Below are 12,710 nucleotides of genomic sequence, written 5' to 3'. Positions count from 1 at the left end.
TAATGACAGTTAATGTAAAGCTAGATAAAAGCACTGATTTTAGCAAAAATATAGTGCAAAATAAAGAGCAAAATATAATTGAATAAGAAATTATATTAAGTATAATAAACAAGAAAAAACAAATAGGAGATTTAAAAATGAGCGAAAGAAATTATAAATTTGAAACATTACAGTTACACGTAGGACAGGAACAGCCGGATCCAGCAACAGATTCAAGAGCAGTACCAATTTACCAGACAACATCTTATGTATTTAAGAACTCAGCACATGCAGCAGCAAGATTTGGATTAGCTGATGCAGGTAACATTTATGGTAGATTAACAAACTCAACACAGGGTGTATTCGAAGACAGAATCGCAAAACTTGAAGGTGGTGTGGCGGGTCTTGCAGTTGCATCAGGTGCAGCAGCAATTTCATACACAATTCAGGCTTTAGCAGGAGCAGGCGAACATATTGTTGCCCAGAAGACAATTTATGGTGGTACATCAAACCTTTTAGCACATACATTACCAAACTATGGTATCACAGCTACATTTGTAGATGCTCATAACTTAGAAGAAGTTGAAGGAGCAATTCAGGAAAATACAAAGGCTATCTACCTTGAAACATTAGGAAACCCTAACAGTGATATTCCTGATCTTGATGCTATCGCTGAAATTGCACATAAGCATGGACTTCCTGTAGTAGTTGATAACACATTTGGTACACCATACCTTATTCGACCAATCGAACATGGAGCAGACATTGTTGTTCATTCAGCAACTAAGTTCATCGGTGGTCATGGAACATCACTTGGTGGTGTAATCGTTGACGGTGGTACATTTGATTGGGCTGCAAGCGGAAGATATCCTGGAATTTCAGAACCAAACCCAAGTTACCATGGCGTAAGATTTACAGAAGCAGCAGGTCCTGCAGCTTTTGCAACATACATTAGAGCAATTTTACTTAGAGATACAGGTGCAACAATTTCACCATTTAATGCGTTCTTATTACTTCAGGGTACAGAAACATTATCTCTTAGAATTGAAAGACATAACGAAAACACTAAAAAGGTTGTTGAATATTTATCAAATCATCCATTAGTTGAAAAAGTAAATCATCCATCATTACCAGATCACCCAGATCATGGGTTATATGAAAAATATTTCCCAAATGGTGGGGCAAGTATCTTTACTTTCGATATCAAGGGTGGTCAGGAAGAAGCTCATAAGTTTATTGATAATCTTCAGTTATTCTCATTACTTGCTAACGTTGCAGATGTTAAGTCATTAGTAATTCATCCTGCAACAACAACACATAGCCAGTGCACAGCTGAAGAATTAGCAGAACAGAACATTAATCCAAACACAATCAGATTATCAATTGGTACAGAAAACATTGATGATATTATTGAAGACTTAGATGAAGCATTTAAGGCACTTCAGTAATTAACATAACAATTGATTGAAAATATATAGGCAGGCATAGACGGGAAACCGTTTATGTCTGCCTTGATTTTTTTAAAAATATTATAAGTACCATATAAATGAATGTGTACTTGATTTTTAAAATAAATAATATAAAATCGTTATAGGTATTAATATTTGTTTCGCGAAAATTATTTCGTGTGTGCTAAGGTTAAGTTCATTCATATTAGAGGACAGTTAGAATAAGAACTTTAGACACGATGATTTTATAAATAAATTAATGAAAATTGAACAAATTAAGTAGTAAAAATTAAATAAATATATTGCGAGGTTGTATATGGATTATTATAAAAGAGCAGTAGAATTAAACGATGACACAGTAGCTAACAGACGTTATATACACGAAAATGCAGAAGTAGGTTTGGAACTTCCAAACACAGTTGAATATATAATGAAGAAGTTAGAAGAGTATGGCTTAAAACCTGAAAAGTGTGGCCATGGTGTAACCGCAACAGTAGGTAGAGGTGGAAAAGTTATTTTACTAAGAGCAGATATGGATGCCCTTCCAATGACTGAGGAAAGTGGCGAAAGTTTTGCCAGCAAAAATAAAAATGCGGCACATTGTTGCGGCCATGATTTTCATGCAGCCATGTTATTAACAGCAGCAAGAATGTTAAAAGAAAACGAAAAAGAACTAAAGGGAACTGTTAAGTTTATGTTCCAGCCGGCAGAAGAAATTTTTGAAGGTAGCAAGGACATGGTAGAAAATGGTTTGCTTAAAAATCCAAAACCGGATGTAGCACTTGCAACTCATGTGGTAGTTGGTAGAATCCCAATTGGAACTTATATGTATAACAGCAAAGATACAATGATGTATTCAGTTGACGGCTTTAAAATCACTGCTAAGGGAAAAGGTTCTCATGGGGCATATCCTCATGTGGGAATAGATCCAATCAACATTGGGGCACACATTCATTTGGCATTACAGGAGTTAGTTGCAAGAGAAAGTGATCCTTCAAAAGCAGTTGCTTTGACAGTTGGAAAATTTCAGGCAGGTACAGCAGCAAACATTATACCTGAAACAGCAGTTTTAGAAGGCACTCTTCGAACAAACGATAGCAAAATGAGAGAAAAAATTGTTAACAGAATAAAAGAAGTAGCAGAAAAAACTGCAGAAGTTTATGGTGGCAGTGCAAGTATTGAAATGATATATGAAGTGCCTACAATAACATGCGATAGCAAACTTACGGAAGAGTTTGTCAAGTATATTAAAGAAATTAACGGCCCTGAAATGATACCGTATCCTGATGTTACAGCTAGTGCTTCAGACGATTTTGCAGTAATAGCTGAACAGATACCAAGCACGTATTTATATATTTCGGCAGGTTTTATGGATGAGAGAGGTGATTATCCTGTTCATCATCCAAAAGTAAAGTTTAATGAAGAAGTTTGCCCTATAGGAGCCTCGGTTATGGCTCACTTGGCAACAAGATGGCTGGGAGAAAATTAATGAATAACAAAAAAAGAAGTAATTAGAATGATAAAATTTATGCTGTTTTCAATATCAGCAGGAGTTATTGAGGGTATAGTTTTTGGAAAAGCAACAGACACAAAGGAGACGATATCATGTTATCAAATAGAAGAATAGTTATTATAGGAGCAGGTCACGTGGGAACTCATTGTGCAGCAGCACTGAGTTTTCAAAATATATGTGACGAGATAGTTTTTATTGACAGAGATAAGGAAAAAGAAAAAAGTCAGGCAATGGATTTAGCTGACAGTGTGGCATTTTTACAGTCGGCACCGGTTATAAGAGTTGGAGATTACAAAGATTGTGAAGATGCAGATATTATTGTAATTGCAGCAGGAGTACCAAGGCTACCGGGCCAGACAAGACTTGATACATTAGGGGCATCAGTTGAATGTATTAAGGATGTTGTGGAAAACTTAAAGCAAGTGAAAATAAATGGTATTGTAATTACAATTACTAATCCTGCCGACATAATAGCTGATTATGTAAGAAAAGGGCTTGATTTGCCTAAAAATCAGGTATTTAGCACAGGTACATCATTAGACACAGCCAGAACAAGAAGAACCGTTGCAGATTTATGTAATGTAGATCCAAGAAGCGTTCTAGCTTTTGCAATGGGAGAACATGGCGATTCATCAATGGTTCCTTTTTCTCACATGACAATATTTGGAAAGCCTTATAAAGAATTTGTATCAGAAAATAAGGGAAGAGTAAAAGAATTTTCTGAAGAAAAAGTAGTTGAAGGCACACATATGCGTGGAATGGATATTATTAACGGAAAAGGTTCAACTGAATTTGGCATAGGTGCGGCACTTGCTGATATGGCAAAGGCTGTTTTAACAAATGAACACAGAATACTTCCTGCATCAACTTTACTTGAAGGGGAATACGGTCAGAAAAATGTTCACGCAGGAGTGCCATGTATCATTGGTAGAAATGGCATTGAAAGTGTAGTGGAGCTTCATTTAACAGAAGAGGAAAATAAGCAGTTTGCAAAATCCTGTGATATTATAAGAGAGCACATAAAAATGGCAGAGACTATTTAAAGTTAAAAACAGAAAGAAGAAAAAATGGAAAATTACAGCATACATCTTCCAAGTTATTCTATTGGAGACAAGGTTTATAACAAGATTCCTGAAATATGTGGAACTTATGGAAAAAAGATTGTTGCAATTGGTGGTCATAAGGCAATTAATGCAGCAAGAGAAAAAATAGAAAAAGCAATTGAAGGTTCAGATTTAGAAATACTGGATTTTTTATGGTACGGTGGAGAGGCAACTTATGAAAATGTCGAAGCCTTAATGGAAAATCCGCTTGTAAAAGAAGCCGACATGATTTTTGCAATTGGTGGTGGCAAATCAACAGATACAGGAAAATGCTTGGGGGTAAAAATAGACAAACCGGTATTTTCTTTTCCAACAATAGCATCAAACTGTTCAGCTTGTACAAGTGTGTCCATAATGTATTATCCTGATGGAAGATTTAAGGAGCCTTTCTTTTATCCGGCACCACCGGTTCATGCTTTTATTGATACAGAAATTACAGTAAATTCACCATCAAGATATTTATGGGCTGGTATGGGCGACACTTATGCAAAATATTTTGAAGCTGAAATGTCTTCAAAAGGAGAGGAATTACAGCATTATTTCCAAATGGGTGTAAATGCAAGCCGAATGTGTTACGAGCCTATAATGAAATATGGAAAAGCTGCCATGGATTCAAATGACAGAAAACAAAATTCTTATGAATACGAGCAGGTTGTATTGGCGATTATCGTATCAACTGCTGTTGCTTCAATTTATCTTACGGCAGAGCACACAGTTCATTACAATTCAGGATTGGCACATGCTATATTTTATTCTTTGACAGCGCATCCTCATATTGAAAAAAATCATCTTCATGGGGAAGTTGTAAGTTATGGTGTTTTAAATCTTTTACTTGTAGACAACAATATGGAAGATTTTGAAACAGTATATAAATTTAACAAGTCAGTAGGACTTCCAACATGTCTTAAAGATTTGGAATTTACAAAAGACAGCATAGAACAATTAGCAGAAAATGCGGTAATAATGAAAGATATCCAGCATAACCCATACGTTATTACAAAGGAAATGTTAATAACATCAATGGAAAAATTAGAAGAATTAGAAGAATTAAATAAATAAAATTGTAAAGGATAAGATTAATGGACAAGAAAATAATATTTTTGGATTTAGATGGAACATTAACAAATGATGAAAAGAAAATTACACCTAAAACAAAAGAAGCCCTTATGGACATTCAAAAAAGAGGTCATATTGTGGCTCTTGCGTCTGGCAGACCAACGCCTGGCATGGGATTTATTGCAAAAGAGCTGGAACTTGAAAAATATGGTGGATATGTTATGTCATTTAATGGTGGAAAAATTATCGACTGGAAAACAAAGGAGACAGTTTTTGAGAATACTCTGGATAGAAAATATCTTCCTGATTTAATAAGATATGCAAGACAAAACAATCTGGGGCTGATTACTTATGACAACAAGCAGGGACTTGTGGCTACACGAGTAGATCCGTATGTAATGCTTGAAACTGTAAAAATCAACAGAATACCGGCATTTTTAACAGATGTAGTAAAGTATGTGGACTACAATCCAAACAAATGCCTTTACACTGCAGATCCTGAAATTTCAGAGTATCACGAAAAAAGGCTTGCCGAAAAATTCGGAGATGTTCTTTCAGTGTATCGTTCTACAGATTACTTTATTGAAATTGTACCAAAGGGAATTGACAAAGCTGCATCAATTAAAGTTTTAATTGACAAATTAAACATACCTCATGAAAATACAATTGCCTGTGGTGATGGATTTAATGATTTGTCAATGATTAAATATGCAGCAGTTGGTGTTGCAATGGAAAATGCTGTAGATGCAGTGAAAGAAAATGCTGATTATATTACAGCATCAAACAACGATGATGGTATAGCAAAGGTAGTAGAAAAGTTTATAATGGATTAATGATGGGATGAATGTATTACTTTCTAAACTTGATGAAGCAATTGATGATTTAGAAAATGGTTGTGTACTTACAGAGGAAGAGTTATGGGAAGAAATTGACAGCATATAGAGGATTGGGTATGGAAACAAAAGACTACAAAATAGAAATTTAGGGTTGACTGACAGAAATGGTTGACGTATAATTTTTACTAACAGTTGAAGATGACCATTGAAACCGTTGATGCGGAGGTAAAAGTGAATCGTGCACTTACAGAGAGTAGGGAGTAGCTGAGAACCCACAGAACGCAGCTCACATAAATGGACCGCAGAGGGCATGGAACAAAACTTTTTTAGAAGCCAGTATTTCATGACGTGAAGGCATACGTTAGTTGCACAGAGTATGTTTGTACTCGTTGAGAGCATATCGTTTGATATGAATCAAGGTGGCACCGCGGAAGATTTTTAGATTATCCGTCCTTGATAGTAGAATAATACTATCAAGGACTTTTTTTCGTATAAAGAAAAATAGATTATAGAAGTTATAAAAGTAATTTAATTTCTATATACTCTGAAGGGTTATCTAAACTGAAATAACTTTTAAAAGGAGAAAGATTATGAGAGGATTTAAGAAAGTTTTAGGTTTAGTTTTAACAGTAGCATTAGCTACATCAGTATTCACAGCATGTGGAAACAGCAAAAAGGGTGGAAATAATGACAATGACAAGAAAAAAATTGGAATTATCACAATGGTAGAAAATGGCGCTTTTATGGATATGAAAGAAGGAATTCTTGAAGAATTAAAAGCAAAAGGCTACACAGAAGACAACACAACTTTTGATTACCAGTGTGCATCAGGTGATGCAACAACTTTATCAACTATAGCAAGTAACATGGCTGACGGTTCATACACGGCAGTGTTTACAATTGCAACACCTCCAACACAGACATTTGTAAGTACAGAATCAGACACACCTGCATTTTTCTGTGCAGTATCAGCACCACTTGCAGCAAAGGTTTTAACAGACATGGATAAGCCTGACATGAATGCTACAGGAACATCAAATGCAATTCCTGTTTCAGAAATAATTGATTTTGCACAGGCAACAACACCTGCAAAGAAATACGGTCTTATTTATAGTGGAAACGAAGACAACGCTACAAACACAATTAAACAGGTTGAAGAATACTTAAAGAAAATCGGTGTTGAATATGTTGAAAAAACAGCTCCTACAGCAGCAGATGTAGAAAACGCAACAAACGCTTTAATAGCTGAAAAAGTAGATGCAGTATTTGTTCCAAATGATTCAATTATTCAGGATGGTGTTTCAAAACTTACAGAAATCTGCAAGGACAAAAAAGTTCCAACATATTGTGCATCAGCAACAACAGTTCAGTCAGGTTGTTTTGCAACACTTGCAATTGACGACAAGGGAATCGGTAAGAAAACAGCAGATATGGCAGTTGAATATTTAAAGAATGGTAAGAAGGTAGAAGATATACCGGCACAGGTTGTAGGTATTGACTACTGTTCAGTAAATAAAGACACAATGAAAGCTTTAGGACTTACAAAGAAAGATATAAAAACAAAGTATGAAGTAAAAGAACTTGATACAGCTAAGTAAGTTTAAAAGTATAAATTAGATAACATGAAAAAACATTTGAAAAGTACAAAGCAAAAAGTTTGCTACAAAAATGAAAATAATAGAGTAATGAAAAACTGAGAATTAAAATATTACAATAATAATTGAAAGTGAAAAAGAAATGGTAGAATTACAATATTATTTATCAAATGTGCCAGAGGCATTAATTTACGGTTTATTGGCAATGGGTATATATATTTCTTTAAGAATATTAGATATACCTGATTTAACAACAGAAGGAAGTTTTGGATTTGGAGCTGTAATTTCTGTTTTAGTTTCTCTTAACGGTCATCCCATTCTTGCAGTTTTTGCTGGAATGGTGGCGGGAATGATAGCAGGATTAATTACAGGAGCTTTGCAGACTAAACTTAATGTACATCCTGTTTTGGCAGGTATTATTACAATGAGTGGTTTGTATTCCATTAATTTGGTTTGCTATTCTTTGACAGATAAAGGTCAGACTACAAACTTAAGTTATGGTAAAGTAACAATTTTTGAAAAAGTAAAAGAAACCTTAGGTATTAGAGGTATGTTTGAAACTTCTATGGTAAAGGCTGGTGTTAGTTTTATTATTGCTTTAGTTGTAATTCTATTAGTGATTTGGTTTTTTAAAACTCATTTAGGACTTTGCATTAGAGCAACAGGCGACAATCCTGATATGGTAAGAGCATCATCAATTAATGTAGACAGAACAAAGATTGTTGGTTTGATGATGGCAAACGGTCTTATTGGTTTATCAGGTGCACTGCAGTCACAAAGCATTAGCTATGCTGATATTAGTTTACAAAACGGAACTTTGATTTATGGTCTTGCTGCAGTAATTATTGGTGAAGTTATTTTTGGAAAAAGAAGTGTGGCAACAGGAATTGTTTCAGCAGTAATCGGTTCTGTTCTATATAAAATAATAGTTGCATTCGTTATCAGACAGCAGTTGTTTGGCGACATGAGTTCAAACCTTATGAAATTCACATGTGCATTAATAGTAGCTATTACATTGGCAGTACCTGCAATTAAGGAAAGAATGGCTGCAAGAAAAATCAGAAAGGGGGCAATGTAATGTTAGAAATAAATAACATATCAAAAACCTTTGCCAAAGGTACAGTTAATGAACATACAGCAATTAACCATATGTCATTAAACCTAAAAGATGGTGATTTTGTAACAGTAGTTGGCTCCAATGGTGCAGGTAAATCAACCTTGTTTAATGCAATATGTGGTACCTTTATGGTGGATAAAGGGAATATTTTATTAGATGGAGAAGATATTACTTTTAAGAGTGAACATGCAAGAGCTAAACTAATCGGCAGAGTTTTTCAGGATCCAATGAAAGGAACAGCTCCTAATATGACAATCGAAGAAAATCTTGCGTTGGCATATACAAGAGCAGGAAAGAAAAATTCACCTTTTAAGAGAGCTATAACTAAGAAACAGACAGCTTTCTTTAGGGAGAATCTTGCAAGATACAATATGGGAATTGAAGACCGAATGAAAACCAAAATCGGCTTACTTTCAGGAGGTCAGCGACAGGTAGTTACATTGTTAATGTGTACTTTATCAATTCCAAAGCTGTTATTGCTTGATGAGCATACAGCAGCTCTTGATCCTGCAACAGCAGAGAGAGTAATGGAAATAACAAAAGAAATTGTAGCAGAGAATAACATTACCACAATGATGATTACACATAATTTGAATCAGTCATTAACCACAGGTAACAGAACAATTATGTTAGACAGCGGTGAGATTATATTGGATCTTTCAGGAGAAGAAAGAGACAATATGACAATGGATGATTTGATTAAGATGTATTCAGCCAAGAAACAGAAGGCATTTGATAATGATAGAATATTGTTAAGTTAAGAAAAAGAAGTTGTAGCATTGCTACAGCTTCTTTTTTTGTGTAATAAGAACTTCCTTCAGAACTTCTTATTACGCAAAAAACAATACGCAATTATACAATTTCAGACAAGTGTACAAAAAACAGAAAGAATGGTTGCATTTAGTAAAAAGTAGAGTTATATTACAAACATAAGAAAATTATACATAAGTATAAAAAAGATGCTAATGTAATATTTAGATACATTAGTATAAGGAGGAAGTTATGGCAAATTCAAACATTACAAAAAAAGCTTTGGCGCAAAGCTTAAAAGAGTTGGGGGCCACAAAGATTTTAGATAAAATAACTGTTGCTGACATTACAGACCATTGTGGTGTTAATAGACAGACATTTTATTATCATTTTAATGACAAGTATGAATTGCTTAGTTGGATATATAATCAGGATTTATTTATTCCATTAACACAGGATTTAACTTTTGAAAACTGGGTTGAAAAATTAATTGGATTGTTCAAATATATGAAACAGCAGAAAGCGTTTTTTATGAACACAATTAAGTCATCCAACAATTTCTTCGCTGAATATAGTAATAAAATTTTCGCAGAGTTGTTTGTGAAGGCAATAGCAGAACTTGATTTATATCAGCATTTAGATGATAAAGAACAGGATATATATGCAAGATTTTTCGCTTATGGCTTAACAGGAGTAATTGTTGACTGGGCATTAAAGGGCATGAAAGAAAACGAAGATGACCTGGCAATTTTGTTGCAGAAAATGACATTGCAGACTGAAGAGTTAGGACATGAGATTTACATGTATAAAAGAAATACAAAGAATTAAAAAAATAATTTAACAGGAAATTGATTTTAGTCTATTTGAAAATATACAGAGTTATATTTTTACAATAAATAGGTACAAATGAAATCTAATATCTGTTTATTATACAGAAAGTAAATGACTTATACAATTTTATACAGATGTCATAAAAATACATTGGTGTATAAGAATGTATAATGATTTTTTTACATATAAATGTATACTGTACAATAGAAAAGAAAAGGAGTGTATGTTGAAATGAGAAAGTATGTTCAAAAAGGAATAAGTTTGGCGTTGGTTATGACAATGTCAACCTGGTGTTTGTCAGGATGTGGAACTACAAACACACAGTCAAAGAAAACAGAAAAAAAACAAACAGAAGCTTCTGACACAATTAAACAGTCAGATTTGCAAACATTATTAAGCAGTAAGATTGGTGACACAGCCAATACTGAAAAGAAAGAAACAGTTTTCGTGGAAATGGATCCATCTGGTGAAGTTACTAAGACAACAGTAAGTGATACTTTGAAAGTTTCTGATAAGGATAGCATTAGTGATGTATCAAATCTCGATAATATTACAAATTTAAGTGGTGATGAAAAATATACTACAGATGAGAATGGCAATATTGTTTGGGAGAATAAAGGAAAAGACATTACATATCAGGGTACAACAACAGAGTCTACACCTATTAAAGTAAATGTTAAATATTATTTAGATGATGAAGAAATATCACCAGATGATTTGGCAGGAAAAAGCGGAAAAGTAAAAATTGTTTATGACTATGTTAATGAAACATCATCTGAGGGAAAATTCATTCCATTTATTACTTTAACAGGTATGGTTTTAGATGATAATTTCACAAATGTAAAAGTTGATAACGGTAAAGTAGTTGAATATGATGGTTCAAACATTGTAATCGGTTATGGAGCACCGGGCTTTAAGGACAATCTTATATCAACAGTCAGCAAGGCTGAAGATTATTTAAAGGATATTGATATTCCTGAATCATTTACAGTTGAAGCTGATGTAAAAGACTTTAGCTTAAACATGTCACTTACAATGGCAACATCTGAAATTGCTGATTTAGATTTAGACAAGAGCTTAGATTTCTCAGACATTGAAGATAAGATGGATGAGTTAAAGGACGGTACAAATCAGTTAGTAAAAGGTGCTGGAGATTTAGTATCAGGTGCCAGCGAATTAAATTCAGGTGCAGATAAGATTGATAAGGGTGCAAAGGATATTGCTAAATATACATCTGATTTATATTTAGGAACAACTACATTATTAACAAGTTATAAGAAGTTTGACAGTGCTCTTGTTTCAGGTGTTAAGAGTGCAAACAAAGGTGCTAAGAAATTATACAAAGGAACAAAGAGTGTTAAGTCAGCATCTAACCAGTTGAATTCGGGTGCCCAGACATTAAACAGCGGCGCTAAGAAGGTTAACTCAGGTGCACAGGAACTTGCAAAAGGTTTAAGCAGTGCAAAAGCAGGTTTTGAAGATGTTAAGGACAGCAAGGGTAATGTTAAGAGCCAGGGCTTAAAGAATGGCTCAAAGGCTTTAGCAACAGGAACAAAAACAGCAGAAGCAGGCATAAAACAGTTAGTTGGTACATTACAGTCAACACCAAGTTCTATCCAGACTCAAATTGATGGTGTTGTTAAAAAAGTAAGCGCAGCTACAGGCGGTGCAATTGCTTCTGAAAAAGCATTAAACGCAACTATTGAAAAGATTAACGGTGCCATTGCTCAGGGCGCAGACATGACTACTGTTTTAACAGGCGCAGGTTTAAATGCAACAGCTTATTATCAGTTATTAGAAGCATATTATGGAATTAAAACATTAGAGCAGGTTAAATCAACATTTGAAACTCAGATTACTTCACAGGCATCAAGCATTAAGGCTCTTGTTGATGGCATGGGAGATTTAACAGATGGTGCATCAGCGTTAAATACAGGAATTAATACATTATACACAGGTATTAGTAAGTTAAATACAGGTGCCGGTACTTTAGCAGCAGGCACAAAAAGTTTATATGATGGAACAAGTACATTAGCATCAGGAACAAACCAGTTAAATAGTGGTGCAAAAACTCTTAACTTAGGTATGAAGTCACTTAGCCAGGGAACAGATAAGATGAACAGTAAGTTAGGCGATGCAAGCTCACAGGTTAAAGATGGTATTGCAACTGTTAATTCAGGTGCAGGACAGATTAGTGATGGTGCTAAAACATTAGCAAATGGTACAGGTTCATTAAGCAGTGGTGTTGTAACATTATTTAATGGAACAAAAACATTAAAAGATGGTGTTGTCAAATTAAATGACGAAGGTATAAGCAAGATTACTGAAATCTTTGGCGATGATACAAAGGATGCAGTTAATAGTATTGAAGATATATTAAATAACGGAAAAGAATACAAGTCATTCTCAGGAATTAAGAGTGATATGTCAGGTAACGTTAAATTCATATTTAAGACAGCCGAAATCAAGTCGGATAAGTAAA

At 34.3% G+C, this 12,710-nt stretch carries 10 protein-coding genes; all 10 read left to right on the top strand.

Annotated features, from left to right (window positions below; genetic code table 11):
* Positions 1-137 precede the first annotated feature (137 nt).
* Complete coding sequence (locus ACZM4J_RS01485) at positions 138-1,427, top strand: O-acetylhomoserine aminocarboxypropyltransferase/cysteine synthase family protein (protein WP_302689904.1); 1,290 nt, start codon at positions 138-140, stop codon at positions 1,425-1,427.
* A 316-nt stretch (positions 1,428-1,743) separates the two neighbouring features.
* Positions 1,744-2,916 carry a M20 family metallopeptidase gene (locus ACZM4J_RS01480; RefSeq protein ID WP_117998815.1) on the top strand — a complete coding sequence of 391 codons (1,173 nt, stop codon included), beginning with the start codon at positions 1,744-1,746 and terminating at the stop codon, positions 2,914-2,916.
* A gap of 116 nt (positions 2,917-3,032) precedes the next feature.
* Complete coding sequence (locus ACZM4J_RS01475) at positions 3,033-3,983, top strand: L-lactate dehydrogenase (protein ID WP_022165381.1); 951 nt, start codon at positions 3,033-3,035, stop codon at positions 3,981-3,983.
* Positions 3,984-4,007: 24 nt separating this feature from the next.
* Positions 4,008-5,102 (top strand): iron-containing alcohol dehydrogenase family protein, encoded by a 1,095-nt coding sequence (locus ACZM4J_RS01470; protein WP_489485483.1) that lies wholly within the window; start codon positions 4,008-4,010, stop codon positions 5,100-5,102.
* Between the two features lie 20 nt (positions 5,103-5,122).
* The gene (locus ACZM4J_RS01465) at positions 5,123-5,932 is read left to right on the top strand and encodes a Cof-type HAD-IIB family hydrolase (protein ID WP_022165383.1); all 810 of its coding nucleotides are present in this window, start codon (positions 5,123-5,125) and stop codon (positions 5,930-5,932) included.
* A 593-nt stretch (positions 5,933-6,525) separates the two neighbouring features.
* Positions 6,526-7,533, top strand: a complete 1,008-nt coding sequence (locus ACZM4J_RS01460) for an ABC transporter substrate-binding protein (protein ID WP_022165385.1) — start codon at positions 6,526-6,528, stop codon at positions 7,531-7,533.
* Positions 7,534-7,672: 139 nt separating this feature from the next.
* Positions 7,673-8,608, top strand: a complete 936-nt coding sequence (locus ACZM4J_RS01455) for an ABC transporter permease (RefSeq protein WP_022165386.1) — start codon at positions 7,673-7,675, stop codon at positions 8,606-8,608.
* A complete protein-coding gene (locus ACZM4J_RS01450; RefSeq protein ID WP_022165387.1) occupies positions 8,608-9,408 on the top strand; it encodes an ABC transporter ATP-binding protein in 801 nt (266 codons plus the stop codon). The genes ACZM4J_RS01455 and ACZM4J_RS01450 overlap by 1 nt, the downstream gene beginning before the upstream one ends.
* A gap of 241 nt (positions 9,409-9,649) precedes the next feature.
* Positions 9,650-10,225, top strand: coding sequence for a TetR/AcrR family transcriptional regulator C-terminal domain-containing protein (locus tag ACZM4J_RS01445; protein WP_022165388.1), 576 nt, complete (start codon positions 9,650-9,652; stop codon positions 10,223-10,225).
* A gap of 234 nt (positions 10,226-10,459) precedes the next feature.
* Positions 10,460-12,709: a methyl-accepting chemotaxis protein gene (locus ACZM4J_RS01440; protein ID WP_022165389.1), complete on the top strand. Its 2,250-nt coding sequence runs from the start codon at positions 10,460-10,462 to the stop codon at positions 12,707-12,709.
* Position 12,710: the final 1 nt, after the last annotated feature.

It is taken from the genome of Eubacterium sp., assembly GCF_057858645.1.
This window is presented reverse-complemented; position numbering and strand designations above follow the sequence as displayed.

Bases quoted from the DNA above. Each gene is read 5' to 3' on its own strand.
- ACZM4J_RS01485 (WP_302689904.1), top strand. From the start codon at position 138: ATGAGCGAAAGAAATTATAAATTTGAAACATTACAGTTACACGTAGGA.
- ACZM4J_RS01480 (WP_117998815.1), top strand. From the start codon at position 1,744: ATGGATTATTATAAAAGAGCAGTAGAATTAAACGATGACACAGTAGCT.
- ACZM4J_RS01475 (WP_022165381.1), top strand. From the start codon at position 3,033: ATGTTATCAAATAGAAGAATAGTTATTATAGGAGCAGGTCACGTGGGA.
- ACZM4J_RS01470 (WP_489485483.1), top strand. From the start codon at position 4,008: ATGGAAAATTACAGCATACATCTTCCAAGTTATTCTATTGGAGACAAG.
- ACZM4J_RS01465 (WP_022165383.1), top strand. From the start codon at position 5,123: ATGGACAAGAAAATAATATTTTTGGATTTAGATGGAACATTAACAAAT.
- ACZM4J_RS01460 (WP_022165385.1), top strand. From the start codon at position 6,526: ATGAGAGGATTTAAGAAAGTTTTAGGTTTAGTTTTAACAGTAGCATTA.
- ACZM4J_RS01455 (WP_022165386.1), top strand. From the start codon at position 7,673: ATGGTAGAATTACAATATTATTTATCAAATGTGCCAGAGGCATTAATT.
- ACZM4J_RS01450 (WP_022165387.1), top strand. From the start codon at position 8,608: ATGTTAGAAATAAATAACATATCAAAAACCTTTGCCAAAGGTACAGTT.
- ACZM4J_RS01445 (WP_022165388.1), top strand. From the start codon at position 9,650: ATGGCAAATTCAAACATTACAAAAAAAGCTTTGGCGCAAAGCTTAAAA.
- ACZM4J_RS01440 (WP_022165389.1), top strand. From the start codon at position 10,460: ATGAGAAAGTATGTTCAAAAAGGAATAAGTTTGGCGTTGGTTATGACA.